This window comes from Gracilimonas halophila (assembly GCF_042684365.1).
Taxonomy (GTDB): domain Bacteria; phylum Bacteroidota; class Rhodothermia; order Balneolales; family Balneolaceae; genus Gracilimonas; species Gracilimonas halophila.
Window position 1 is genome coordinate 139,853 of the sequence record NZ_JBHULI010000005.1, and the last position, 26,084, is coordinate 165,936.

The 26,084-nt window shown below is 41.3% G+C and carries 25 protein-coding genes; 13 read left to right on the forward strand and 12 right to left on the reverse strand.

All coding sequences use genetic code 11. The features are described 5' to 3' along the window. Nucleotides 1-4: 4 nt before the first annotated feature. On the forward strand, nt 5-373 hold the full coding sequence (locus ACFSVN_RS04385; protein ID WP_390299191.1) for a carboxymuconolactone decarboxylase family protein: 369 nt from the start codon (nt 5-7) through the stop codon (nt 371-373). Here the strand turns inward: ACFSVN_RS04385 and ACFSVN_RS04390 are convergent. After that, nucleotides 370-1,182, reverse strand: coding sequence for an NAD-dependent epimerase/dehydratase family protein (locus ACFSVN_RS04390; protein WP_390299194.1), 813 nt, complete (start codon nt 1,180-1,182; stop codon nt 370-372). The genes ACFSVN_RS04385 and ACFSVN_RS04390 overlap by 4 nt on opposite strands. 62 nt (nt 1,183-1,244) lie before the next feature. Between ACFSVN_RS04390 and hemH the strand changes: the two genes are divergently transcribed. The 6 genes from hemH (at nt 1,245) to ACFSVN_RS04420 (ending at nt 7,573) form a co-directional block, all read left to right on the forward strand. Next, a complete protein-coding gene (gene hemH / locus ACFSVN_RS04395; RefSeq protein ID WP_390299197.1) occupies nt 1,245-2,306 on the forward strand; it encodes a ferrochelatase in 1,062 nt (353 codons plus the stop codon). Between the two features lie 94 nt (nt 2,307-2,400). Next, a complete protein-coding gene (hemG, locus tag ACFSVN_RS04400; protein ID WP_390299200.1) occupies nt 2,401-3,738 on the forward strand; it encodes a protoporphyrinogen oxidase in 1,338 nt (445 codons plus the stop codon). A gap of 116 nt (nt 3,739-3,854) precedes the next feature. Continuing rightward, nucleotides 3,855-5,144 (forward strand): MFS transporter, encoded by a 1,290-nt coding sequence (locus ACFSVN_RS04405; protein WP_390299203.1) that lies wholly within the window; start codon nt 3,855-3,857, stop codon nt 5,142-5,144. Nucleotides 5,145-5,292: 148 nt separating this feature from the next. Then, complete coding sequence (locus ACFSVN_RS04410) at nt 5,293-5,469, forward strand: histone H1 (RefSeq protein ID WP_390299206.1); 177 nt, start codon at nt 5,293-5,295, stop codon at nt 5,467-5,469. Nucleotides 5,470-5,583: 114 nt separating this feature from the next. Continuing rightward, nucleotides 5,584-6,093, forward strand: a complete 510-nt coding sequence (locus tag ACFSVN_RS04415) for a PH domain-containing protein (protein WP_390299209.1) — start codon at nt 5,584-5,586, stop codon at nt 6,091-6,093. Continuing rightward, nucleotides 6,086-7,573 (forward strand): PH domain-containing protein, encoded by a 1,488-nt coding sequence (locus ACFSVN_RS04420; protein WP_390299211.1) that lies wholly within the window; start codon nt 6,086-6,088, stop codon nt 7,571-7,573. The genes ACFSVN_RS04415 and ACFSVN_RS04420 overlap by 8 nt, the downstream gene beginning before the upstream one ends. Here the strand turns inward: ACFSVN_RS04420 and ACFSVN_RS04425 are convergent. The 4 genes from ACFSVN_RS04425 to ACFSVN_RS04440 all read right to left on the reverse strand — a co-directional run bounded on the left by ACFSVN_RS04425 (nt 7,562) and on the right by ACFSVN_RS04440 (nt 12,031). Beyond that, on the reverse strand, nt 7,562-8,971 hold the full coding sequence (locus tag ACFSVN_RS04425) for a histidine kinase dimerization/phosphoacceptor domain -containing protein (RefSeq protein WP_390299214.1): 1,410 nt from the start codon (nt 8,969-8,971) through the stop codon (nt 7,562-7,564). The genes ACFSVN_RS04420 and ACFSVN_RS04425 overlap by 12 nt on opposite strands. Continuing rightward, nucleotides 8,965-9,330, reverse strand: a complete 366-nt coding sequence (locus tag ACFSVN_RS04430) for a hypothetical protein (protein ID WP_390299217.1) — start codon at nt 9,328-9,330, stop codon at nt 8,965-8,967. The genes ACFSVN_RS04425 and ACFSVN_RS04430 overlap by 7 nt, the downstream gene beginning before the upstream one ends. A gap of 128 nt (nt 9,331-9,458) precedes the next feature. Next, complete coding sequence (gene ettA, locus ACFSVN_RS04435; protein ID WP_390299220.1) at nt 9,459-11,129, reverse strand: energy-dependent translational throttle protein EttA; 1,671 nt, start codon at nt 11,127-11,129, stop codon at nt 9,459-9,461. A gap of 71 nt (nt 11,130-11,200) precedes the next feature. Continuing rightward, nucleotides 11,201-12,031 (reverse strand): ZIP family metal transporter, encoded by an 831-nt coding sequence (locus tag ACFSVN_RS04440; protein WP_390299223.1) that lies wholly within the window; start codon nt 12,029-12,031, stop codon nt 11,201-11,203. A gap of 132 nt (nt 12,032-12,163) precedes the next feature. On the opposite strand from ACFSVN_RS04440, the gene ACFSVN_RS04445 reads away from it, so the two are divergent. Then, nucleotides 12,164-12,880, forward strand: a complete 717-nt coding sequence (locus ACFSVN_RS04445; protein ID WP_390299226.1) for a hypothetical protein — start codon at nt 12,164-12,166, stop codon at nt 12,878-12,880. Between the two features lie 51 nt (nt 12,881-12,931). On the opposite strand, the gene ACFSVN_RS04450 is transcribed toward ACFSVN_RS04445, so the two are convergent. Both ACFSVN_RS04450 and ACFSVN_RS04455 read right to left on the reverse strand, forming a co-directional pair. Beyond that, complete coding sequence (locus ACFSVN_RS04450) at nt 12,932-14,047, reverse strand: YncE family protein (RefSeq protein WP_390299229.1); 1,116 nt, start codon at nt 14,045-14,047, stop codon at nt 12,932-12,934. Nucleotides 14,048-14,066: 19 nt separating this feature from the next. Next, on the reverse strand, nt 14,067-16,055 hold the full coding sequence (locus tag ACFSVN_RS04455; RefSeq protein ID WP_390299232.1) for an LVIVD repeat-containing protein: 1,989 nt from the start codon (nt 16,053-16,055) through the stop codon (nt 14,067-14,069). A 220-nt stretch (nt 16,056-16,275) separates the two neighbouring features. Between ACFSVN_RS04455 and gcvP the strand changes: the two genes are divergently transcribed. After that, nucleotides 16,276-19,173 (forward strand): aminomethyl-transferring glycine dehydrogenase, encoded by a 2,898-nt coding sequence (gene gcvP, locus ACFSVN_RS04460; RefSeq protein WP_390299235.1) that lies wholly within the window; start codon nt 16,276-16,278, stop codon nt 19,171-19,173. Between the two features lie 375 nt (nt 19,174-19,548). Here gcvP and ACFSVN_RS04465 read toward each other — a convergent pair whose 3' ends face one another. Next, nucleotides 19,549-19,821, reverse strand: coding sequence for a hypothetical protein (locus ACFSVN_RS04465; RefSeq protein ID WP_390299238.1), 273 nt, complete (start codon nt 19,819-19,821; stop codon nt 19,549-19,551). Nucleotides 19,822-19,960: 139 nt separating this feature from the next. Between ACFSVN_RS04465 and ACFSVN_RS04470 the strand changes: the two genes are divergently transcribed. Continuing rightward, on the forward strand, nt 19,961-20,521 hold the full coding sequence (locus ACFSVN_RS04470; RefSeq protein WP_390299240.1) for a hypothetical protein: 561 nt from the start codon (nt 19,961-19,963) through the stop codon (nt 20,519-20,521). 27 nt (nt 20,522-20,548) lie between these two features. On the opposite strand, the gene ACFSVN_RS04475 is transcribed toward ACFSVN_RS04470, so the two are convergent. Further along, on the reverse strand, nt 20,549-20,992 hold the full coding sequence (locus ACFSVN_RS04475; protein WP_390299243.1) for an OsmC family protein: 444 nt from the start codon (nt 20,990-20,992) through the stop codon (nt 20,549-20,551). 168 nt (nt 20,993-21,160) lie between these two features. On the opposite strand from ACFSVN_RS04475, the gene ACFSVN_RS04480 reads away from it, so the two are divergent. Next, the gene (locus ACFSVN_RS04480; protein WP_390299246.1) at nt 21,161-21,976 is read left to right on the forward strand and encodes a UDP-2,3-diacylglucosamine diphosphatase; all 816 of its coding nucleotides are present in this window, start codon (nt 21,161-21,163) and stop codon (nt 21,974-21,976) included. Continuing rightward, nucleotides 21,973-23,004, forward strand: coding sequence for a glycosyltransferase family protein (locus ACFSVN_RS04485; protein WP_390299249.1), 1,032 nt, complete (start codon nt 21,973-21,975; stop codon nt 23,002-23,004). Before ACFSVN_RS04480 ends, ACFSVN_RS04485 begins: the two co-directional genes overlap by 4 nt. A gap of 37 nt (nt 23,005-23,041) precedes the next feature. Here the strand turns inward: ACFSVN_RS04485 and ACFSVN_RS04490 are convergent, their stop codons facing one another. The 3 genes from ACFSVN_RS04490 to ACFSVN_RS04500 form a co-directional block, all read right to left on the reverse strand. Beyond that, nucleotides 23,042-23,566 carry a DinB family protein gene (locus ACFSVN_RS04490; RefSeq protein ID WP_390299252.1) on the reverse strand — a complete coding sequence of 175 codons (525 nt, stop codon included), beginning with the start codon at nt 23,564-23,566 and terminating at the stop codon, nt 23,042-23,044. Between the two features lie 97 nt (nt 23,567-23,663). After that, nucleotides 23,664-24,257, reverse strand: a complete 594-nt coding sequence (locus ACFSVN_RS04495) for a hypothetical protein (RefSeq protein ID WP_390299255.1) — start codon at nt 24,255-24,257, stop codon at nt 23,664-23,666. 162 nt (nt 24,258-24,419) lie between these two features. Next, complete coding sequence (locus ACFSVN_RS04500; RefSeq protein ID WP_390299258.1) at nt 24,420-25,208, reverse strand: GntR family transcriptional regulator; 789 nt, start codon at nt 25,206-25,208, stop codon at nt 24,420-24,422. Between the two features lie 304 nt (nt 25,209-25,512). Here ACFSVN_RS04500 and ACFSVN_RS04505 point away from each other — a divergent pair, with 304 nt between their 5' ends. Beyond that, nucleotides 25,513-26,070 (forward strand): YeeE/YedE family protein, encoded by a 558-nt coding sequence (locus ACFSVN_RS04505; protein ID WP_390299261.1) that lies wholly within the window; start codon nt 25,513-25,515, stop codon nt 26,068-26,070. Nucleotides 26,071-26,084 lie beyond the last annotated feature (14 nt).

Sequence of the window (26,084 nt, forward strand, 5' to 3'; positions counted from 1 at the left end):
AAATATGTCAGAAAAAAATAGATTAGAACAATTTAGAGAACAGCGTGAGATCCAAAATGAGAAGGTAATGGACCTTGATCATCTGGGCATTAAACGTTTTTTTAATATGGATACCAATACTTACCGGGATGGAGCACTTCCAACTCAAACGAAAGAGTTGTTAGGACTTGTGGCTTCAGCTGTACTACGCTGCAATGACTGCATCGATTATCATCTTGAACAATGTGCTAAAACTGACTCAACTAAAGCCGAGATCGTAGATGCATTGAACGTGGCATTGATCGTAGGGGGCAGTATTGTGATCCCTCATTTACGTCACGCTGCGGAAACACTTGATTTCCTGGAAGAAGAAGGTATCCTGAAAACCAATTAATTTGCCAGGAATTCTAGCGGTTCCGGATGAAGAAATTTAATTTTAAGTTTCTTTTTCAGTTTTTCAGAAGAAACTTTTTTCCCATCTGAACCGCCTTCTTCAAAAGTAGGTTTTTTCAATTCAAGCCGTTCGGCAATTTTTGTATAGATCTCGGATCTGGATGGGTGACTTTCACTGCATACATTGAAGATCTCACCCTTGATCTTCTTTTCAATAATTTTAGCCGTGACCTGAATCACATCGTCGCTATGAACTAAATTGACCGGAGAGTCACCATCGGCAATATTTTTTCTTCCCGCCATATACCTGGCCGGATGTCGGTCTTCTCCATATAAACCACTAAGCCTTAGAATGGTAGCTTCGGGAGAGTATTTAACTAAAGCACCTTCCGCAGCAGTAATTACATTATCACTATTTTCATCAGGTTTTGCATCTGATTCTGTGACCTCATTCTTTGTATCTTCATAAACAGATGTGGAACTATACATGATGGTCTGTACGTTTCGTTGAGCAAGAACCTGAGAAAGCTGCCCGATTATTTTCGGATACTCATTTCTGTCTTCGCCCCGACCGGGTGAAATTGCAATGACCACAGTGCTGACATCAGGTAAACGAATATCAGAAAGGGATGCAGAAGGTAACTCAAGCTTTACAGGCTTGATCTCAAGAGCATTTAGCTCAGAGAAATTTGAAGAAGAGCGAGTGGTACCATACACCGTTAACTTCTTCGAGATCAGATAAGAACCTAATTTTCTACCCAGCCAACCGCATCCAATGATCAATACAGGGTCATTTTTCTTGGAATTCATATTTTCTTCATATTAAATAAACTTATTGCTTGACTATAGCAGAACATATATTAAAAAAAGGCATGGAACAATCTAAAACAGGCATATTATTAGTAAATCTTGGATCACCGGACAGCTATGAACCGGCTGATCTAAAGGTATATCTGAGAGAATTTTTAACAGATAAACGAGTCATTGATTTCCCAACACCAATTCGTAAGGCTCTTGTTGAGGGCATTATCTTGCCAATTCGCCCCAAAGAATCTGCCGAGGCCTACGAGTTAATTTGGTGGGATGAAGGCTCGCCGTTGATCGTGATCACACAAAGAGTAATAGATAAACTACAAAAAAGATTAGGTGAGCAGGTTCCAATAGCTATGGGAATGCGGTATGGAAATCCATCTATTGAGGCGGGTTTTGATGAATTAATGGAAAAAAATCCGGATCTGGAAAGAGTATTTATGGTTCCGCTCTACCCCCAATATGCGATGGCTACTACGGAAACAGTGATCGAAAAAGCTAAAGAAGTGTGGCTGAAAAAATATCCTCATCTGGAGATGATCACAAAAGATGCATTTTATGATGACCCCCAATATGTAAAAGCACTGGGAGAAAGTATACGTCCTTATATTGAAGAGCATGACATAGATCATCTGATGTTTTCCTACCATGGAGTTCCGGAGCGACATATAAAGAAAAGGGATATTACGGGCGATCACTGTCTTAAGTGTGAGGATTGCTGCAACGTAAATTCTCCTGCACATACTTTCTGCTACAGGCATCAGGATGTCAAAACCACTCAAAATGTAGCTGAGTATCTTGACCTGGATAACAAAGATTTTAGTTATAGTTTTGCGTTCCAGTCTAAACTGGGGATCGATCCATGGCTGACCCCCGCTACCGATAATGAACTGGTGCGACTGGCAGAAGAAGGAGTGAAAAAAGTAGCTGTCTGTTGTCCTGCCTTCATTTCTGACTGTATTGAGACACTGGAAGAAATTGGTATACGCGGGAAGGAAGATTTTGTGGAAGCAGGTGGTGATGACCTCATCCTTATCCCATGTGTAAATGATGATGATCTATGGATCGATGCCCTGGAAACATGGTGTGCCGATATGCTGAAACCTGCTGAGGCTGTTGCATAAACTTTTAACCACAGAGAACCCGGGGTTTGAAGAGTGAAAATAATTTCAACCCCTTTACTCTCCATTGAATTCTATGGTTAAAATGTAAAAGATAATGATGGGAAAGAATCACAAAGTTTTGGTTTTAGGCGGAGGTATTTCAGGACTTGCTGTGGCTTGGAACCTTCATAAAGCGGGAATTCCCTTCAAACTCATTGAAAAGGACCCGGAAACCGGCGGGGTAATTTCTTCCTCATTTGTAGAAGGTACAGTTTTAGACTTTGGACCCAATTCCCTTCGCGACCGTGACGGATCTATACGTAAACTGGCAGAAGAAGTGGGGCTGAAGGATGAGATCGTTGAGATTTCTGAAGCCTTTAAAACTCGTTTTATAGTTAGAGATGGTGCGCTTCAATCGCTCACTCCTTCACTCAAAACGCTTTTTACAACCAGTGTGATTTCGGCCAAAGGAAAATGGCGAGCGTTGGCTGAACCTTTTATTCCCAAAGGAACTTCAGAAGATGAGAGCGTTGGAGCATTTCTGGAAAGGCGGATAGGCAAAGAGGCTGTGGAGTATTTGGTGGATCCAGTTTTTTCCGGGATCTATGCCGGGGATATTTATCAGATCAGTAAAAAAGAGATCCTGCCAAGATTGGTTGAGAACGAGCAGAAATTTAACTCCATTGTGATGGGTGCCCTGCGTTCCAAAAAGAAAGGATCAGATATAAAGCCAAAAGTGCTGACCTTCAAAAAAGGAATTCAGCAGCTAACTGAAGCCATCTCCAACAAAATTTCAGATCATATTCTGAATGAGGAAGTGACCAATATCAGGAAAGCAGGAAATGGGTTTGAGGTGGAAACATTTGAGGGGAAGTATAAGTCAGATAAAGTAATATCATGTTTGCCGGCACATAATTTGGCATCAATACTTGAAGGATTTGCCCCTGAGTGTACCGAGAACCTGCAGTCCATCAACTATGCTCCGATGCTTTCCACACAAGTGATCTTCAGCAAAAAAGATATCGAATTACCACGATCCGGATTTGGCTTCCTGATTCCCCGAAAAGAAAATATTCGCCTGCTGGGTGCCATTTGGAAATCAAGCATTTTTCCTGAGTTAACTTCGAAAGGTAAAGTTCACTTCACCTTAATGACCGGTGGGGCACATGATCGGGACATTCTCTCTGATGATATTCAAAAGGTGGAACAACAGATTCTCTCTGAATTCTCAAAACTCATAAATACTTCATCCAAACCTGGATTTGTGAAGTCTAAGCTATGGGCCAAAGCGATCCCACAATTTCATGTTGGTTATAAAGCCATAAGGTCAGAATTCAAGCGAACTGAGGAAGAAAATCAGGGATTCTATTTAGGAGGAAATTACCGCTGGGGTGTATCCGTTCCCGATTGTGTGAAGGGCGCTGAAGAATTAGTGAAGAGAATGAATACTTAAATAAAGCCAAAGCAATTACACGCACCATTCATTTTATTACTTTTTGTTCCACTATTTAATTTTGCTTTCCCACTGCCAAAACCGATATTCGGTCACATCCTTCATAAATCTATACTATGACAAAACCCGCTTCAACCAAGGGCTTATTTGCGTGGGCCATGTACGACTGGGCCAACTCGGCTTATTTTGTAATGATCCAAACATTTGTATTTGCGGCCTATTTTGCGCAGTCGATAGCCGAAAATGAGACGAGTGGAACAGCACTTTGGGGGAATATGATAGGGCTTGCCGGTTTTGTTATAGCAATATCGGCTCCTTTTTTAGGAGCCATAGCAGATGAAGGGGGGAGGAGAAAACCATGGATCGTATTTTTCACTACGTTGTGTGTGATTGGCTGCAGTATGTTATGGTTTGCGGAACCTGGTACAGAATTCATTTGGTTTGCTTTATCAATGGCTTTTGTGGCCACCCTTGGGGCTGAACTATCTTTCATCTTTTACAACGCCATGTTACCGGATCTTACCACCAGCTTAACAATAGGAAAATGGTCGGGGTGGGGTTGGGCTATGGGCTATGCAGGAGGGCTATTATGTTTGATCGTTGGATATTTCGGCTTTGTAGAAAATGGAGCAGTTTGGTTTGGTCTGGATGAGGGCTCGCTCCAAAATGTAAGGATCACATTTTTATTTACCGGGATTTGGTACGCCTTGTTCAGTTTACCCATGTTTCTTAAAACACCGGATACCCCATCAAAAAACAAATCCATGAGAAAAGCAGTTTCGGATGGTATTGGTGAGCTTAAGAATGGGTTGTCAATGCTTAAGGAAGAGCCCAATATCTGGAAGTTTCTATTAGCACGTTTATTCTATAACGACGGGCTGGCTACCATTTTTGCAATGGGCGGAGTATATGCCGCAGGTACTTTTGGTTTTGATACAGGACAAATTTTTATGTTTGGAATCGCGCTCAATGTGACGGCTGGCATCGGCGCATTCGGTTTTGCATGGCTCGATGATATCAGTGGCAGTAAGAACACAATAGTATGGTCTTTGACTGGCTTGATCATTCCCGTGGTGGCCGTTCTATTTGTTGAGTCAGAATCATGGTTTTGGATATGGGGTTTAATGCTGGGAATCTTTGTAGGACCGGTGCAGGCATCAAGCCGGACTTTTATGGGAAGAATTGCCCCGCAAGATAAACGAAATCAAATGTATGGGTTGTTTGCTTTATCAGGAAAAGTAACAACATTTGCAGGACCTATCATGGTGGGGTGGATCACCTTTTTTATGGATAGTCAGCGGTGGGGAATGAGTGCTATTTTGTTACTTTTGGCTATTGGATTGATATTAATGTTTGGGGTGGATGAGATTAAGGGAACAACCCATGAAGAAGTGCCTATAACATAAAACCAAAGAAAAAAATGTATTTACCTACTTATTTATTAAATTAACGCAGATTTTAATGCTGTAATTACAACAGTAAATTAAATAAGCGGGTATTTTTAGTTCCATGAAATACCTTTAACCGAAATAAAATTCAAAGGAGTACATACATATGAGTAGAATGGACGATATCAACAATGTAGTAGAAGAATTACAAGTTGAAATGCAGAAATTTTATGAGAAAGGAAATAAAGCAGCCGGAACCAGGGCTCGTAAGCACTTAATGACCCTTAAGAATCTTTCTCACGAAATTCGGCAGGAAATTCAAGCTAAGAAGAATGCAATGTAATTGCTTCTATCTAACTTTTAAAAAAAAAGCCACCTTTGTGTGGCTTTTTTTATTACACAAAGTTTTTTTAAGAAAGCATGACTTTATACCTTTAAAAAACTTAAATAAACGAACATGAATCAGGAACCAGCCTCAAGAATCCATAAGAATGCCATTAAAGCCTGGACAGTAAATGCTCTGCTTTTTGGGTTACTGTGGTTTATTCCCGTTGTATTTTATGCAGGAATTGCCATAGCCCAAAATTTCGATAATGAAACACCATGGTATCATGGAATAGACTGGTTGTTATTTCTGGGTTTGTTTTTAATCGCTTTGATCTTTTATATAGTGATAGCTTGGGTATTGCCTAATTTGAGATGGAAGCGCTGGAAATATGAGGTTTCCGATAGCGGGATTGATATGCTGCGGGGTATAATAATCAAAAAGAGAACGGTGATCCCTATAAACAGGGTGCAGCATGTAGATACACGTCAGGGGCCGGTTTACAGAAAGTTTGAGTTGGCTTCAGTAGCAATTTCTACGGCTGCAACAACCCATGAAATACCTGCTTTGGATAATGAGACTGCAGACGAGCTTCGAAATACTATTTCAATGTTGGTTCGAAAAGTAAAAAGTGATGTCTGAGTTTAGAAAACAGCATCCGGTAGCCGGGGTTAGTCAAGTCATAGACAGCATCAAGCAGAATTTCATCACACTGCTTATTGTCATATTCATTGGTTCTTCCAATACAGAGGGATACTTTCTCTATTTTTTAGGTGCAGGTCTCGTGATCTCATTATTTGGAGGAATATTTGGATGGTGGTTCTTTAGGTTCCGGATCTTTGAGGATGAGCTTCAGATCGAAAAAGGGATTTTTGTCAAGAAAAAACTATATCTGTCAAAAGACAGAATTCAGGTTATTGATATTACGGAAGGAATTCTCCAGCGTTTGTTCGGCTTAGTGAAAGTAGAAGTCAAGACAGCCGGTGGGGGTACTGAAACAGCGACCATAAGTGCCATAACAAGAGAGGAAGCTGAAGAGCTTCGAGCTGAACTAAGAAAAAGGAATAACGGGAACTCAGAACACACTGAAGATCTTGAAGAAGAGCAGGAGAAAAAAGACCAAATTTTATCTACCTGGAAACTGTCAAAAAAAGATCTGGTTTATGCGGCATTTACTTCCGGAAACTTTGGTTTGATCGCATCAATTCTGGGTGCTGTTTCAGGGCAGCTCAGTGAAATGATAAATGAGGAGAATATTCGCTTTATTTATGAAATAATGCCTGGGTACAGTGATGTGACTATCTACATTGTCCTGATATTTGCCATCATAGTTGTCTCTTGGTTGCTTTCTTTTTTAGGAGTCATTTTTACCTACTCTGACTTTAGACTTCATAAAACAGAAGAAGAGTTGATCATTACCCGCGGTTTATTTGAAAAGAAACATATAACGGTCCCTTATGATCGGATTCAAGCCATTCGGTTTGTGGAAGGAGTGATACGGCAGCCTTTTGGCTATGGGATGATCTATGTAGAAAGTGCGGGCTTTGATCAAAGCCAGAAAGGACGATCCATTGTTTTGGCTCCGTATATCTCGGCAAAAGTAGTCAGCTCTTTTTTGGGTGAGTTTTTAGAAGAATATGAGGAACCTGAGTATCAGTACAAACCTCCTAAAAAAGCACTTTTTCGGTACATACGAAGACCGAACTATCTCTTAATTCCACTGATACCAATTATATGGTACTTCTTAAGCCGTGGCTGGCTTTCACTGATGCTTATCCCAATGTTGGGTCTTTTGGGGTGGATGCGGTACAAAGATGCCGCCGTAGGTTTTGATAATGATATACTGCGAATGCGGTATCGAACCATTTCAAGAACAACGGCAATCATGAAAAAGAACAGAATCCAGGTTGCTGATCTATCACAAAATCCATTTCAGAATAGGAAAAATTTGATCAATTTTTCTGCTACTGCTGCATCCGGGGCGGGAGGAATGAATTTTAAGGTAGAAGATTTAGGAAATGAAGACAGCCTTCGTATTTATGATTGGGTAGCAGGGAAAAACATTATTAGACAGCAACAAGAAGGGGAAGGGCAACACGGGGGTAATCACTTAGCTCACTGATTTCTCTGTTTCCTCATTTTCATTCAGTTCAAACATGATCTTAAAGCGTGTCCAGTCATCCTGCTCAATTTCAAGCTGCCCATTTATCCTTTTTACCAAGACCTCAATAAGCGTCATCCCCAGTGAATCACTTTTAGTAATATCAAAATTACTATCCATTTTATTTCCATCACTTTCAACTAAAAGCACAATGCCTTCGGTGTTTTTATGAAGTTTGATCTTTAAAGTTCCTGATTCATAATCTTTATAAGAGTGTTTGAATGCGTTATTGATCAATTCGTTAAGAATAAGCCCTATTGGAATGGCATTATTTATATTAACAGTAATTGGGTCTACATCAATAATAATTTCAATTTCTTTTTCTTTGGAAGAATATGCTTTTTCGATCTCTTCCGTGATCTCAGTGATATAGTTATCCAGTGGAATGTCTGAAAGCGTTGTAGATTCGTATAGCTTTTCATGTACCTTGGCTATCGATTTGATACGAGCCTGACTGGAACTGAGTGCGTCCTTAAGGGCTTCATCCACCCCTTCTTTTTGTAGTTCTAATAAACTAGATATGATCGAAAGGTTATTTTTAATACGATGATGGATCTCTTTAAGTAATAATTCTTTTTCATTTAGAGACTCTTTGATTTTCTCTTCTTGTTCTTTTTGGGTAGAAATATCCCGTACAGCTCCGACTATAGCCTCGGGTTCTCCATGTTCATTACGGATCAAAGAGCGGACGTTACTTACCCACGTCCAGTTTCCGTTGCTATCTTGCAGGCGGAATTCAGTGGCAGGAAGAAAGTCTCCATCCTCCAAATCATCATATTTTTCAACCACTCTGCTCATATGATCTCTGTCCTCAGGATGCATAATGGAAAGAATAAAGTTAACTTCGCCTTCAGCGAATCGTTCTTTATCATAACCAAGCATGCTTTCTACCGCAGGGCTCACAAAAACATACTCCCTGGTAGTGAGATCCAGTTTATAGAGTACATCTTTCGAATTATCCAATATATTCTTAAATCGTTGTTCACTTTTCTTAAGTGCCTGAGTCCAGATTTGAGTAGAATGGTAAAAGCGGGAAGTGATCCAAATTCCTATAAAGATCAATATTAAACCCAATGTTATGGTAGTCCATCTAAAGACTTCATTTACCAGTCGAGCCATGTTGCCCATGGCAAGAGAAAAATTATACTCAAGGTCAGTCAGTTCATGATCTAATACTTCCAGTTGCTCCATCCATCGGGTTTTCTGAGCGTTGGAAATACTGCTGTTACTTTGGATCTCTGTATGTAAGGATGCAGCAAAAGATTTAAATTCTTCAATTTTATTATCACCTGCTTCCCAGATCTCAATGGCTTCTTCTACATGAGATATACTCTGGAATCTTCGAAACAAGTTCACCATGTTATTAATATCATCGGGATGGTTTTTCCAGCAATGAATCCTTCAAGAACTACATCATAATCGAAATGTTCTCGTTGAAGCTCTTCTCTTGCTACCCGGTCTCCATCAATTACCCTAAGTACGCTTTTAAAGTGTTCATACTCATCAGGGTTTTCTGTAAGAATGTAGTTGCTTAGATGCACACCGGCTTCTTTCTGTGCCTTAGCCCAGTATGCTTCACCTGCTACAAATGCTCTTACTCCTGAGGAAGTATTAATGGAAAAATTAACTGTTAAGATGAGTAAAAGAGCACATAGCAATCCAAAGGAAACAACTCCCAGAATTTTCCGGTCAATATTTAGTCGCCCTTCTCCTTTCATTGATGGCGTATTTCTTTATTTATTGAAATATTTCTTCGTAAAGCTGAAGTCTGTTATCGGATGATAGCAATCATTACATAAATAATCATTTACCAATGAGACTATGTAAATCAGATGCTATTAAAAGATCAGCGCATCAATTTTTTATACTTGATACGGTGTGGTTGTTCATCTGTAATGCCAAGCCTTTGTTTCTTATTCTCTTCATATTCCTGAAAGTTCCCTTCAAACCAGTAAACCTGGCTATTCCCTTCAAAAGCAAGAATGTGAGTAGCTATTCTATCCAAGAACCATCTATCGTGTGAAATAACGACGGCACAGCCGGCAAAATTAAGCAACGCTTCTTCCAACGCACGCAGTGTATTTACATCCAGGTCGTTAGTAGGCTCATCAAGTAATAATACATTGGCTCCTTCCTTTAGCATCTTGGCGAGGTGAACCCGGTTACGTTCTCCTCCGGAAAGCTCGGTTACTTTTTTCTGCTGATCACTACCGCTGAAATTAAACCTGGCAACATAAGCTCTGGAGTTAACTTCCCGGTTCCCCAGCTTGATGATATCCTGACCGCCTGAAATTTCCTGCCAAATGGTTTTAGCAGGATCAAGAGGGCGTTTTTGGTCGATATAACCCAATTCCACGGTTTCGCCGGTAACTAATGTACCCTTATCAGGTTCTTCCTGTCCGGTGATCATTTTAAAAAGTGTTGTTTTCCCGGCTCCGTTTGGCCCAATTACTCCTACAATACCACCCGGAGGAAGTTTTAAATTCAGATCTTCGATCAACAAACGATCTTCAAAACCTTTACTGACATTTTCGGCTACTATTACTTTATCACCGAGACGTGGTCCGGCTGGAATGAAGATTTCCATGTCATCTCGGCGTTTTTCATTTTCTTCCGAAAGCAACTCTTCGTATTGGTTGATACGTGCCTTACTTTTAGCACGACGGCCTTTAGGATTCTGGCGAATCCAATCTAATTCTTGCTTCAGCGTTTTTTGTCGCTTGGATTCTTCTTTCTCTTCCTGCTCAAGTCGTTTCGACTTTTGTTCGAGCCAGGAACTGTAGTTTCCTTCAAATGGGATCCCTTCCCCACGGTCTAATTCTAAGATCCATCCTGCTACATTGTCCAGGAAGTAGCGATCATGTGTTACGGCAATAACGGTTCCTTCGTATCTTTCAAGATGTTGTTCCAGCCAGCTTACTGATTCTGCATCTAAGTGGTTGGTGGGCTCATCCAGGAGTAGCACATCAGGTTTCTTGAGTAATAGTCGGCAAAGAGCTACTCGGCGAGCTTCTCCCCCCGATAAGACCTCTACAGAAGTATCGCCGGGCGGGCAGCGTAAGGCATCCATAGCTTGTTCCAGCTTGCTGTCAATATCCCAGGCATCAATTCGGTCTATCTTTTCCTGCAGTTTAGATTGCTTTTCAATGAGCTTTTCGAAATCAGCATCCGGATCACTGAATCCTGCATTTACGGCTTCGTATTCTTTCAGCAGATCCATGGTGTCCTGAACACCTTCTTCCACGATCTCTTTTACCGTTTTGGAAGGATCTAGCTTTGGTTCCTGTGTAAGATATCCGAAAGTAATCCCTTTCTGGAAACTGATATCCCCTTGATAATTTTTGTCTTCTCCTGCAATGATCTTGAGTAGGGTACTTTTACCGGCTCCGTTTAAACCAAGGACACCAATTTTAGCCCCATAGAAAAAGGAGAGATAGATATCCTTTAGAACTGTTTTGTTAGGTTTATAGGTTTTGGATACCCCAACCATCGAAAAAATAATCTTATTGTCGCTCAATGCCCTGAAATTTTTTGGTTATGAATAGGAGCTAAAGGTACGAAATGAGTGGGGATTTTAGAACGTCGATTTTACCCGAGTGCTACATCCAATACCATCATTACAACGAAACCTCCCATGGCGCCAAGTGTAGCAAGATCAGTATTTCCGTGTAGTTGACTTTCAGGGATCAACTCTTCTATAACTACATAGATCATTGCACCAGCGGCAAAAGCCAGGGCATAGGGTAATATGGGTTGAATGAATATAACTGCTGCAGCCCCTATTACAGCTGAAACCGGTTCTACAACACCGGAAAGCTGACCATAATTAAAGCTTTTCCATCGACTCAACCCATCTCGTCTCAGAGGCATGGAAATAGCCATACCTTCCGGGAAATTTTGAATACCAATTCCTATAGCAAGCACGATAGCTGCCGTTACTGTTGCACCGCCTGCTACATCTAGGCCAATACTTGCGGCTCCAAATAAAACGCCAATAGCCAACCCTTCAGGAATATTATGGAGAGTGATAGCAAGCACCAGTAAAGTTGCTCGTTTCCATTTTGTTTCTACTCCTTCAGCTTCATCACGAGGAAGGCCAATGTGAAGGTGGGGAACATATTGATCACAAATTCTAAGAAATAACCCGCCAAGTAAAAAGCCGATTGCTGCAGGTATCCATGAGATTATTCCCTGGGCTTCCGCCATATCTATCGAAGGAATTATGAGTGACCAAACGCTGGCAGCAATCATAACCCCGGCTGCGAAACCCATCATACCGTCCAAAAGTTTATGATTAACGGATTTAGTAAAGAATACGAATGAAGCACCAAGGGAAGTGACACCCCATGTAAAAAGGCCACCGCACAAAGCTTGTACTACAGGATTGAGTTCAAAAAACCAATTTGGTATAAAGTCCATTTTTTTCTTTTCAATATAGTAATTTGATATAACTTAATAAATATTTAGTTGTGACTAAATATTTATGGAAGGAAATGATGGCAAACAGAGGTATAATTTCCCTAACTTCAGAGGGAAATATTCGGAAATATTATGAATAATAATTTGGATGCATTTAAGGAGCCTATCGAAAGCGGTTTGGTAAGGATCTTAATTCGGGTGCAGGGAATACAATGCGAAGTGAAGAATGATGCACCGGATTTTATTGATCCCAAGGGAGATGAGCCAAATATAAAGATCGTTCCTGAAGCTGATGTCTATCATCTTACACAGGTATTTCAAAGTAGTTATCCATTGGTATTGAATAAGCGGAAATCTAAAGATGGGATACTAGTATGGGATTTGGAACAGGAGGGTATTTGGTTCGATATTCCGATGGATAAGGTTAAAGAAGTCTGGCTCACCGACTTCAATTTTTATATTGAAAGCAACTACCCCCGTTATCTTACCTATTACATTTTGGACGTTGATCATAAGATCCAGTGGCTTCAGGTAGACGAATCCGGAAGTATTATATCCTTAAGTGAATTCAGAAAAAAATTCACTCCTCCGCCTCTTTCAGAAAAAGCAACATTTACCGGAACAGAGATCCTAAAGTGTTCGGATATGTTGGGACGGGCAACGAGGAAAATTGATGTAAGAACAGGCAAAGCCATGGTGAAGTTTAATACCGAAAAAGGGAGGCTTGAGCCTCTTTTGATGGGGATGGCTGAAAAATTGGGATATGTTATTGAGCCATTGGATAAACCAACGATCATCAAAGAAGATGAAGTTGGTAACAGTGTAAGTCATACTATTTCACTGAAATAAAAAAAGCCAAGCGATTAAACCCGGCTTTTAATTTATTAGGAAGGATTTATTTCAATTCTGTTTCCAGAAAACGATTCCACCGGCCTGCTTCCCGGTTTGAATTACATCTAACCGTTTTAGAGTTTGCAGGTCAATGATCTCAACTGCACCCGGTTCTCCTCCAATACCTTCCACTGAAATAAATGCATATTTATTGTCAGAAGTGATGGCAACGCCGTGGGTTACCTTTCGGCTGTTCCGGATATAGGCCAGTTCCTCACCTTTTTCAAGGTCCCAGATTCCTACTGCCCCTTCTCCTTTATAAGTAACGACCAATAACTTACCATCATGGCTTACTTCCAGGTTATATGGTCCTTTTGGAGTATCAAAACGGCGTGTGATTTCCCACTTTTCAGTGTTAACCTCTATGATCTCATTCGACCCGTTACCTGCCACATAAACAAGAGGTTTTGTGGGGTGAGGATCAGCCCAGGTTGGTTTTTCAACAGGGGAGTGATTCATCTCCATATTTTCATGATCCATTTCTGAATGATCCATAGTAGCATGCATCGACTCTCCTTCACCAAGTTTGAGCGTACGCTTAACTTCGAGCTTCCGGGCATCGATCTCATACAGTTCATCAGTCATCATGGAAACGTGATAGGCAACATTACCTGAAGCTCCAACCCGTGTGCCATGAGGCATGATCCCTACGGGAACATCTGCAAGACGCATCATTGTTTCAGAATCAACAACAGAAAGCGTGCTTGGCTCCATATCACCGTGGAGATTGAAGTTTACAACATAGATCATTCCGGTGGATGGGTTATAATCCATACTAGCAGGAAACATCCCCAGTTCAACCGAATCCAAAACCTCATTGGTTTCCGTAGAATATTTCCAAAGTTGGCCATAAGGCATTCCGTGGGCAATAGTCACGAACCAGTATTTACCATCTGCTGAAACAGTGACTCCATGAGGGCCTTCATTTTCCTGAGGCCAGGTACCCACATCTATAGTTTCTGCTATAGTGCCTTCACCGGTTTTGCTATTAAAATGGATCAAGTGAACCTGATCTTCGGATTCTGCTGCTACATACGCGTAATAATTCTGGGCGTAGCTGTCAGAGATTCCAAATAAGAGGATTCCTCCGACAACTGTGGTCCAAAAAGCTCTCTTAATTATCATTGGATGAATATTTGTGTGATTAATTAGTTCCTTGCTCAGGGCGATCTACTAATTTTATAGCCCACAGACCTGAGTTCCAGTCCGAAATAAAGATGTGTCCTTTATATGGCTGAGGTCCCCAGGTAAATGGAGCATTTGGTACGATCGCATCTGGGTGAGTTGGTTCAAACTTGGCTATCTCTCGTCCCTGATCATATAAGTTACCCATCAATTCTCCGGAGATATCTACAATGCGAAGTCCTGCATTATAGTAAGCAACAAAAAGAAGGTCACCGACTACCCAGAAGTTGTGTGTTCCTGCTTCGGGTACTTGATAGCGTGCTACTTCTTTTGGCTGGTCCCAGCCATCAAACTTAATAAAGTGGATCCATCCTGCAGCCGCTACCGGATTACTTCGGGTAGGAAGTCCGTACGGGAATGATTCATCACCTGCAATAACGTAAAAATCACCGGTAGATTCACTTTTGAACGGGAAAGCGGCATGATTTCGTCCACTTGGATAAGAGTAACTGCCCAACATAACAGGGTTTTCAGGAGACCCGCCGGCATCAGCTAATTCGCTATCCTGGCTTCCGATGTCTACAGCAACAACCCCATCTCTCCAGTTAGAAGAATAGGCGATCCCGTCTTCGATCCATACATCGTGAATGGAATGACCGGGTGTGTCCAGCTCAAATCTTCCAACAGTGTATGGGTTTTCAGGATCTTCAATATTGATGATATCATAACGGCGACCGTTATTTACGGCATATACATGGTCTTCATAAATAAAGGCATTGTGAACCCCACCGGTTAGTCCTTCATTATATTCAGAAAGAATTTTAACATCACTCGGGTTGCTTACATCCAGAACCACCATTCCATTTTTACGGTCAGAAGCTCCTTCACGAGTGATAATGCCAATGGTCCCGTCTTCAGAGATCTTGACATCATTGACTGTGCGAGCATCAACCCGAACAGTATCAATAGAGACGATATTTGATGGATCCGTCACATCCCAGAAGTAGGTATCGCCATTGGCTCCCCATGTGCCGGTGATAGCGTAGTCACGTCCATCTACGCCTTCCCAGATCCAGAGGTCTGATGTATGAACATCAAGTACTTCACCATGACCTACCATCTCAATGTCTTGTGCTACATTGCGGTCTTCAACCCGAATGATCTGCTCTGCTATGGCGTCACCGGAACGAGCAGTGAGTGTGAAGATACCCGGTTTGTTAGCTACAAATTTTCCTTCCTGAGAGATCTGTCCTTCTGCACCTTGTCCCAGATTATCTTCTGGTTGTGCAACAAAGGAATAGGTGATAGGAACATTAACCTCACGTCCGTTTCCAGACATTGCTTTAGCATTCAGCGTGATCACATCTCCGGTTCTGATATTGGTTTCATTGTTATCAATGACCATAGAAGTTGCAGGGTTCTTTTTGATATTAAGGTCGAGCGTAGCCTTTTTCCCTTCAGATTCTGCCGTGATCCTGGCTTTCCCTTCTTTAAGTGCCATAAGCTTTCCATGACTTACCATAGCTACCGACTGATTATCACTTGTGATGGTTAGATCAGGGTTCTCACGGATAAGGTCCATTTCATCAATTACATCAACATATAGGTCGAGAGTAGTTTTGGAATAAATATTTTCAGGTACATTTTTAAACTGAACTTCAGCAATTGGGGGATAAGGCACGTCAATATTAAACTGCTTAGTTACGCGCTGTTCTCTGGGCCCGGAGCGCATTGCCAGAACAGAATAAGTTCCCGGTTTATTAGCCTTAACGTATCCTTCGCGGGACACCTCAAGATCGCCGCCGTTTCTGGAATAGAAAAGAATGGTATCGGGAAGCGTTTCTCCACCCTCGTTTACCAAAGAAGCTTTTAGCTGTTGTTCTGCACCCACTTCTACAACGATGGGGTCTGGCTCAATTACAATTTTTAATGAGTTGGTATCCTGGGCAAAAGTATGAGTAGTTCCAAAAAGAATTACCACAGCCAAAAGTTTTAACGCTTTTTTCATGATCCGGTGAAATTAATTAATAGATTTTTTGGTTTAACAAGACCTTATAATAAATCAAAAATTTGTTAAAAACTTAATTTAGTAATATTCAAAAACTGCTTTTTTGAATTCATTTTTCCTTATTTTACAGAATCTTGTTTTGCAAATTATGTAGCTGAAATGTATCAGCTTCTAAACGAGCTTTTGTTCATCAAAATAAATCATCTCACTTTCTACTTTAATGACTATTAATTTCGATAGAGAAGTATTCGCCCACCGACATAATGGACCTAATCAGGAATCAATTAAAAACATGCTGGAGGTTATTAAAGCCGATTCGCTGGATAAGCTGATCGATGAGACAATTCCCGAAGGCATTCGTCTACAAAAGCCCCTGGATCTTCCCAAAGCTTTAAGTGAAACTGAATTCCTTTCCGAATTTAAAAAGCTGGCGGAGAAGAACAAGATATATAAGTCCTTTATAGGGATGGGTTATTATGACACGCTGATGCCCAATGTGATCAAAAGGAATATTCTGGAGAATCCGGGCTGGTACACTGCTTATACTCCTTATCAGGCAGAGATTGCTCAGGGGCGGTTAGAGGCACTGATCAATTTTCAGACAACTGTAAGCGATCTAACTGGAATGGAGTTAGCCAATGCTTCTTTACTGGATGAAGGAACAGCTGCTTCTGAGGCGATGAGTATGTTGTATGGCCAGCGTAAAGGTAAAAAGCGTAAAGAGGCAGATGTATTTTTTGTTTCGGAATTGTGCCATCCACAAACTATTGAAGTACTTCAGACAAGAGCTGAACCAATAGGGGTTGAAATTCAGGTTGGAAATCACAAGGAATTGGACGTTACGGATCCTCGCTTGTTTGGGATATTGCTGCAATATCCGGCTTCAGACGGAAGTGTAGAGGATTATACCAATATCATTGCAGCTGCTCATGACAATGACGTATTTGCAGTTGTTGCTGCAGATCTTTTGAGCCTCACACTATTGAAAGCACCGGGTGAAATGGGTGCGGATGTCGTAGTCGGTTCTTCCCAGCGATTTGGGGTTCCAATGGGCTATGGCGGACCGCATGCTGCTTTCTTCGCCACTCAGGAAAAATTTCAGAGGAAGATTCCCGGACGCATTATTGGAGTAACACAAGATGCAGAAGGAAAGCCGGCATATCGAATGGCACTTCAGACTCGGGAGCAGCATATTCGACGTGAGAAAGCGACTTCCAATATTTGTACAGCACAGGTTTTATTAGGCGTTATCGCAGGAATGTATGCCGTGTATCATGGGCCGGAAGGATTAAAGAAAATTGCCTCGAAAGTTCATGGATTGACAAAGCTAACCAAAGCCGGGTTGGAGAAAATGGGGGTCACGGTGGAAACGGATGTCTTCTTCGATACTATTACTGTTGAGGCAGAGATTGCTAAAGTCCGAAAAATCGCCGAAGAACACGAAGTGAATTTCCGTTATCGTGACGATAATCGTATCGGAATTTCTTTTGATGAGGCCAAAAACCTCGAAGATGCAGAATTGATCCTGAATATATTTGCAAAAGCTTTGGGCAAGAACAACGAGTTTGATGTTTATTCAGAAGCCAATACGACAACGGTAGAACTTCCGGAAGAACTAACCAGAACTTCCGATTATTTAGATCATCCGGTTTTCAATTTGTATCATTCCGAACATGAAATGCTTCGTTATATGAAGCGATTGGAGAACAAAGATCTGTCTCTTGTTCATTCTATGATCTCTCTCGGTTCATGTACTATGAAGTTAAATGCTACAGCAGAGATGATCCCGGTTACCTGGCCGGAGTTTGGACAAATTCATCCTTTCGCTCCCAGAGAACAGGCTAAAGGTTACACCCAATTGTTCGATGAATTGAATGATTGGCTGTGTGAGATCACCGGTTTTGCGGGAATGTCATTGCAACCAAATTCCGGTGCACAGGGTGAATATGCAGGACTAATGACTATTCGTGCTTACCATAATTCAAACGGTGATAACCACAGGAATGTGGGACTGATCCCATCATCTGCTCATGGTACCAACCCTGCGAGTGCGGTAATGGCCGGTATGGATGTGGTTGTAGTTGATACCGATGATTATGGCAACATTTCATACGAAGACCTTGAAGCCAAAGCTGAAAAATACAGCGATCGCCTTGCAGCTCTGATGATCACTTATCCATCTACACACGGAGTGTTTGAGCATAAAGTGAAGGATTTCTGTGAGATCATTCACAAACACGGCGGACAGGTTTATATGGATGGTGCCAACATGAATGCTCAGGTTGGATTAACTAGTCCGGGCGAAATTGGAGCTGATGTTTGTCACCTGAATCTTCATAAGACATTCTGCATTCCGCACGGCGGCGGAGGACCCGGAGTGGGACCTATTGGTGTCGCTAAGCATCTGGTGCCGTTCTTACCATCGCATTCTGTCATCAAAACAGGAGGCGAAAAAGGAGTTACGGCAGTTTCTGCAGCGCCATGGGGAAGTGCGAGTATTCTTACGATCTCTCATGCTTATATCCGTATGATGGGCGGAAATGGATTGACCGATGCTACGAAGATCGCGATACTGAATGCAAACTATCTGAAAGACAGGCTCAAGGATCATTATGAAATTCTATACACCGGTAAAACAGGTCGTTCTGCTCATGAATTTATTGTAGACCTGCGACCGTTCAAGCAATCGGCCGGAGTTGAATCTGTGGATATCGCGAAGCGCCTGATGGATTACGGTTTCCATGCTCCAACAATGAGTTTCCCGGTACCCGGCACGCTGATGATAGAGCCAACGGAAAGTGAATCACAAGAAGAACTAGACCGGTTCTGTGAAGCTATGATCTTCATTAGAAAAGAAATTCAGGAGATCGAAGATGGTATTTCTGACAAAGAAGACAATGTTTTAAAACACGCTCCACACACGCAGCGCGTAATGATTTCTGATAAATGGGATCGAAGTTATCCTCGTGAAAAAGGAGCTTTCCCGCTTGAAGAACTCAAGTTCGAAAAATTCTGGCCGGCTGTTTCAAGAGTAGATGACGCTTATGGTGATCGAAATCTTGTTTGTTCTTGTATCCCGATGGAAGCTTATGAAGAAGGGATCGAGGTTGTGGAATAGCGAATATTGAGCAGGGGAATATTGAATATCGAAGTGGTTAATAAGAATCTTTGTCTGACGGCTTAAAGTCCGTCTGACGAATGGTTGATTTAGGACGTAATACCACCATGCCTCGCTCCGCACGTTCTGCGTCGGAGCGAAGAAGTTGAATTCGATATCAAGCTTCTAAATTTTGGTTGCCTGTATTAGCAACCCCTATTTGTCTTTCCCCTAAACTTAAGGGAAAGGACGCCCTGGTAAGCTTTTTTGTGGAAATACTATTTTACCCGGCAAAGAGGTTTAACCAAATCTAAGAGTCATTCCCGCGAAGGCGGTAATTTGAATATTCGAATAAACCTTCTTTATCTGAATAGCCTTCTATTGTTTGTTCGATGTTCACTTCCATTCAGCCGGATCAAACCACCAATATCCTTCGCGGGCATAGTTGAGGCGTGTCAGAAATTCCTGCAAATTATTGTCTTGCAGATGCTCATTTTGGGCAAGTGCAATTCTGAATTCATCCCACAGTTCTGTGTGCTCATCCAGAGCAGGGCCATTTAGCATAAGCTGGTAAAAGTCATTTTCCAGGGAGTTACGGGATCGTCCGGGTTTCCATGTTTGGGCTTCAAAAATGGCGTTATTGAGAATGCGAAGCGAAGATGATTCCATAGTAACTACTCAAAATTTAATACAGATTGACTCCATACCTAATATCATTATCCGTTTCAAAAATAGAAAGAAATTTAAGAAAATGGTTTTATAAAAATTTTGTCCTATTCTTAAGCTCACCAAAAACAGATCCTTTATTATGAAGCGCGCATTTCTTTTTTTCTTTCTATCAATTCCGGTCATTACGATGGCTCAAAAAAGTAATGCAGATAACTTTTGGGAAAATCTCTCTGCTCAGTGCGGAAAAGCATTTATTGGAGAAGTTCTGGAAGCACCCGCTGATGATGATTTTCGAAATAATGAATTGGTAATGCATGTGCTTTCCTGCGATGAAGAAGTGATCAACATACCATTTTTTGTTGGGGATGACCGTTCCCGAACCTGGGTCTTTACCCGGATAGGAGATAGAATCCAGCTTAAACACGATCACCGCCACGAGGACGGAAGTGAGGATGAAGTAACTATGTACGGTGGAACTTCAACAAGTACCGGTTTAGCTACGCTTCAGACCTTTCCCGCTGATCAGGAAACGGCCGATCTCATTCCTGCTGCAGCAAGTAATATCTGGTGGGTTGAAATAATACCTGATGAGTACTATACCTATAATCTTCGAAGAATTGGAACAGACCGTTTCTTCAGCATCAGGTTTAGTTTTGATAATGAGACCGAAATACCGCCTCCTGCATGGGGATGGGAATAGAACATCGAACATCCAAGGTTGAACGGGTTAGGATTTGCTTAGGGAGCTTAATATGGTAATATCACTTTCAAGGGTTTTGTGAACAGGGCATTTCTTAGAGATTTCGAGCAGCTTGTCTAGTTGTTCCTGATCGAGGTCTCCTTTTATTATAAGTTCTTTATCGATATGATCGATCTTGCTTTTGGGATCTTCACATTCTGCACAATCATCGGCGTGGCGTTTGTTATGCCGAAGCTCCAAGTAGATATCTTCTAACTCCCAGCCTTTTCTTTCGGCATACATTTTAACGGTCATCAATGTACAGGAGCCAAGTCCCATTAGAAGGTAGTCGTAGGGGTCGGGACCTGTATCTTGTCCGCCCTTAACGCTTTCGGGTTCATCTGAAATAAGTTCGTGCCTTCCGGCCGTTAGTGTGGTTTTGAAGGCTTCGGTTTTTGGCTGGTATACGTGGACTATTTTTTGTTCACTCATGGGTATTCTAAATTTTGAATGATGAATTATAAATGAATGTAATTAATTCAACATTCAAAATTTCTCATCACAATTTCCTAACATACTGGTAACCAATAATTAACGCTGCCGATAATCCCTGTTAACATAGCCTGACGATATTTACCACAATCATATATATAAACGGCTATGAAACGATCCCTCGATACTGTTGTCCTTTCAGATATCCATCTTGGAACAGTTGGTTGTCACGCGATAGAATTGGTTCAATATCTGAATTCCATCGACCCAAAACGAGTCATTCTCAATGGGGATTTCATTGATATGTGGAACTTCCGGAAATATTACTGGCCGGATGCCCACATGCACGTCATCAGAACACTTATTACCATGATGACCAATGGAGTGGATATTTATTACCTGACGGGTAATCACGATGAAACTTTACGTAAGATCTCAAGTTTGCAGCTTGGCCCGCTCTTCATTCGGGATAAATTAGTGCTTGAATTGAACGGTGAAAAAGTATGGTTCTTTCACGGAGATATTTTCGACATAACGATGAAGCACAGTAAGTGGGTAGCCAAACTGGGTGGAAAAGGGTACGAATTGTTGATCTTGCTAAACCGTTGGATGAATAATATTTCTGAAAAAATGGGATATGGGAAGTTCTCTCTGTCTAAAAAGATCAAAGACAGTGTAAAGCAGGCGGTAAATTTCATTGATGATTTTGAGGTGACAGCAATGGAGCTGGCCATTGAGGAAGGCTATGATTACGTAGTTTGTGGTCATATTCATCAGCCCAAAATTCGTGGGTATGAAAATGAGAAAGGATCAGTGATCTACCTGAATTCAGGGGATTGGGTTGAAAATCTAACGTGTCTGGAATATGACAGTGGTGAATGGAGCCTCTATCGTTACAGCCAGGATGCCTTTTTGCAGGAAAACCCACGGGTAAACCTGCTTATGAAAAGCCACACCTTTGACCACAAGGTCATGATAGGATGAGGATACTATATGGCGTTCAGGGAACGGGACACGGGCATATTAGCAGGGCGAGGGTAGTACTTCCAAGGCTTCGTGAACATGCGGAAGTGGATGTGCTTATCAGTGGGTACAATTTCAAAATGTATATTGACGGTCCAGTTCAGTATAAAGCTCGCGGACTTAGTCTGGCTTACGATAACAAAGGGAGTGTAAATATGCTGGAAACAGCTCTGAAACTTCATCCAATTAAGCTTATCAGAGACATTCGATCAATTCCGGTTCAAGAGTATGATTTTGTAGTGAATGATTTTGAGCCGGTTACTGCCTGGGCAGCCCAAAGGGCGGAAATTCCATGCGTTGCCATCAGTCACCAGGCTTCTTTTCTATCAGAAAAATCTCCCAGGCCTTTGAAAGAATCTTTATTTGCTGAACAGGTTATGAAGCATTTTGCCCCCAGTACAGCTGCTGTGGGATCTCATTATTTGCGTTATGATGACTTCATTGAGCCACCCATTATTCGAAAACACATTCGCGAACTGAATCCAAAACTTGGTGGTCATATTACCGTGTATTTGCCGGCTTTTGATCATCAAAAATTATGTGCCGTATTCAATCAGATTGGAAAAGTGGAGTGGCATATATTTTCTCCGAAATGTGATGAGGCTTATATCAGAGGAAATGTAACAGTGAATCCGGTAGGTAAGGAAACTTTTCTGGAAAGTATTGAAAATTGTTTGGGTATTGTTTCTGCCACAGGATTTGAGACTACATCAGAAGCAATGTTTCTTGGAAAAAAGCTACTTACAATTCCCATCAAAAATCAATACGAACAATTATGCAATGCAGCCGCTTTAGAAGAATTAGGCGGGAAGGTAGTTTATCAGATCGATTCGAAATTTAGCGGCTTGCTTTCAGATTGGATAGAGGAAGGGCGTGTTTTGAACTTGCCGGAAATATCGGATGAAGAGACGTTGATTCATAAGATCATTCATGCGGGATCGAGAGAAAATGTTCAGCAGGGGCATTTTCAACGGTTGGCGGCAGGTTGAAATCTCCCTGTTTTCAGATCCTAGCGTTGAATCTATTTTACAAATACTTCTCCTTGATCATATTGATATGATGCCGTTCATGACCTGCAATTATAAATGGAATTGATCGTACCGTAAACTCAACACCGCTTGCGGTTCCTTTCAGCGAGATCATTCCCTTGGTCATATTCTGAAAAAGATGGATAGTGGAGATACGGACAGCGAGGTATTCGTTGGCTAAATTACTTATTGTCCGGCTGTTATAATTAGAGTACTTGACATAATTTTTTTCGTCCATGGGCGGAAGCGGGTTTTTATCCCTCCGCGAAAAAGCGAGCCCCCTGTAAGCAAATACTCGCTCGGTTTCAATTATATGACCTATAACCTGTTTAACGGTCCACTTTCCCTCGGCATAGGCATGAAAAGCTTTGTCTCCAGGGATAGAATTTATGAACGTGTAGAACTCATGCATTTGGGAATTTAGAGTATCAATGATGTTTCCTTTAGGTACATTCGCGACATATCCTGAGTAATAATGGGCATACTCTGAATTTGATGGATATTCTTTATCCCAAATTGACATGATTCATCTCCGAATTTATAGTTGCTGTTTCTGTCGTCCAAGGATCTCGATAAACAAAAAAAGCTAATAGAAAGATTCTCTGGCCTAATATAAACTGCTATTCGTTGACTGTTAAATTACTAACAGTTCCGGAACCTGCTTTTTGACCGGCTGCAAAAGTTTCTATGGAAAATGCATAGGTAACTCCTGAGACAGTCTGCCAATTACTGTTCTTTACTTGAATTTCTACTTCTGAGCCAGTTTGCTGGTTGAATTGATTAAAGGTGATCATATCCGGTAAAGCGGTTTCAGAATTCAAATAATACGTTACCGGCACGGTGAAGTTGACCTTAACCTTAGCATACTCAGTTCCATCAATGGTTTCCATACCAAGAAACTCTGCATCCAACGAATCTTTATTCAGAGCAACATTAATATAATTCCTTTCCATTTCAGTTTTCACTTGCTGAAGTTGAGCTCCATTCATAGGAATTTCTCTCGCTCCAATTTTTTGAACTCCTTCACCATCTTCTATAATAACTTCTACTGTCCCCTGAGGAGTTTCCAAAACCGCATTTTGATCTCCGGTTACAAAATTAATGGTACTTGTACCGCTTATGGTGACATCACCCATTGGAGAAATAATGGTTTGTTCAATATCCGTAGTTAAGGTTTCAACAGTAGTTCCGGGTTCAATAACGGCCTCAGCCATTTATTGGCTTCGTTTTTGATAAGTTTATCCGATTGAAAATTTAGCGTTGTGGCACTAACTGCAATCAGAATAATTAATAAATAAGGTATTTTTGTTTTTTTCCCCATGATGGATCTGATTTTTTAAAAACTTTTGTATTAGAGCAAGATGATATTTTTCTACTTATTTCACAAACTGTGGGGAGAATTCTTTAAGTGGAAGGCCATCTTTTGAACTTATTTCTTCCGAATCTTCATTTCGGGAAAGTTCCATTACATAGTTTACAAGAGCAGGGTTGTAATATCTTCTTTGGAAGTACACCTTCTTATTTCCGGTGGTGCGGGAACAGCGATCGATCTCAAAAACTGCATCTCCGGGTTCCAGATTTAATTGATCAGCAATATATTTATCGGCTTTTACAGCGGTGAATCTATAACTTCCTGCTATAATTGGGATCTCATATTTTTCCTCAATCACATTATAAATAGTCTGCGTGGTGAGGTCTTCATCGAACAGCAATTGTCCATACCCCGGGGGCAGCCATGTGATATCAAAGGCCACAGGTTTCCCACTGCCCAGACGAACCCGGTCAACGCGGATGAGTTTCATATCCGGACGGATATCCAGGATCTCATTTACTTCTTTGATAGGATCTACTTTTTTAAGAGAGATCAACCGGGAGCTACTTTCAAGTCCTGCCTGACGCATATCCTCCGAAAAATCCGTGAGCTTTACCAAATTGCTTTTATACGCCTTGTTGCTCACAAAAGCTCCAACTCCTTGCTTGCGATAGATCAGGCCATCATTCTCTAAATTTTGAAGAGCATGACGAACTGTAACCCGGCTCACTTTAAAATAGTCACAAAGTCTTTGTTCAGAAGGGAGTTTGTCACCGCCTTCATAGTACCCTTCGGTGATCTCTCTTTGTAAATGCTGCTTTACCTTTTGGTGTTTTGATGCTTGCTGTTCCATGATCTCAGGTCTATAATTGTAATGTAATGTCGGTTTGAGGTCATTCCCGTGACAGCGGGAATCTAATTGTGACCATAGAATCAAAAGGTGATCTTCTAGTAAACAATTAGATTTCAGGCATTCGCCGCGAAATGACATTACTAAGATTAGAGATTGTCTCGATCTTATGAATCTGCTCTAAAACTCACCATTTATTCGACATTCAATATACTTGTTATAACATGTTGTTACAATCTCGAAAACACCGGTATTATTGTATCGAAGAAAAAATTAAACAACTCATGAACAAACAAATCATAAACTGATGGATATACTCTCACAACCAATGCCTTGGTATATAGCAGGCCCAATTATAGGGCTTACTGTTCCGATCCTTCTCATTATGGGAGGCAAAATGTTCGGTGTATCAGCAAACTTACGCCATGCCTGTGCAGCCTGTAATTTCGGGAATGTAGAATTTTTCAATTACGACTGGAAGGAAGCCGGTTGGTGGAATATCACTTTTTTAGTTGGATCTATTCTCGGTGGCTTTTTAGGTGGATATGTTTTCGCCAACCCCGAGCCGATCGCTCTTGCTGAATCAACTATTACAGAACTTCAGGCCCTTGGAATTCAGGACTTTAATGGATTGGTTCCGGCCGACCTGATTTCCTGGGAAGCTTTAGGTACACCAACTGGACTCATAGTATTGGTATTAGGTGGATTTTTGGTAGGCTTTGGAGCTCGATATGCAGGAGGATGTACATCCGGTCACGCCATTTCAGGAATGTCTGATCTACAGCTTGCGTCACTGATGGCAGTAGTAGGCTTCTTTATCGGTGGCTTGCTGATGACGTATCTAATTTACCCAATCATCCTATAATTCATAAAAGCAGA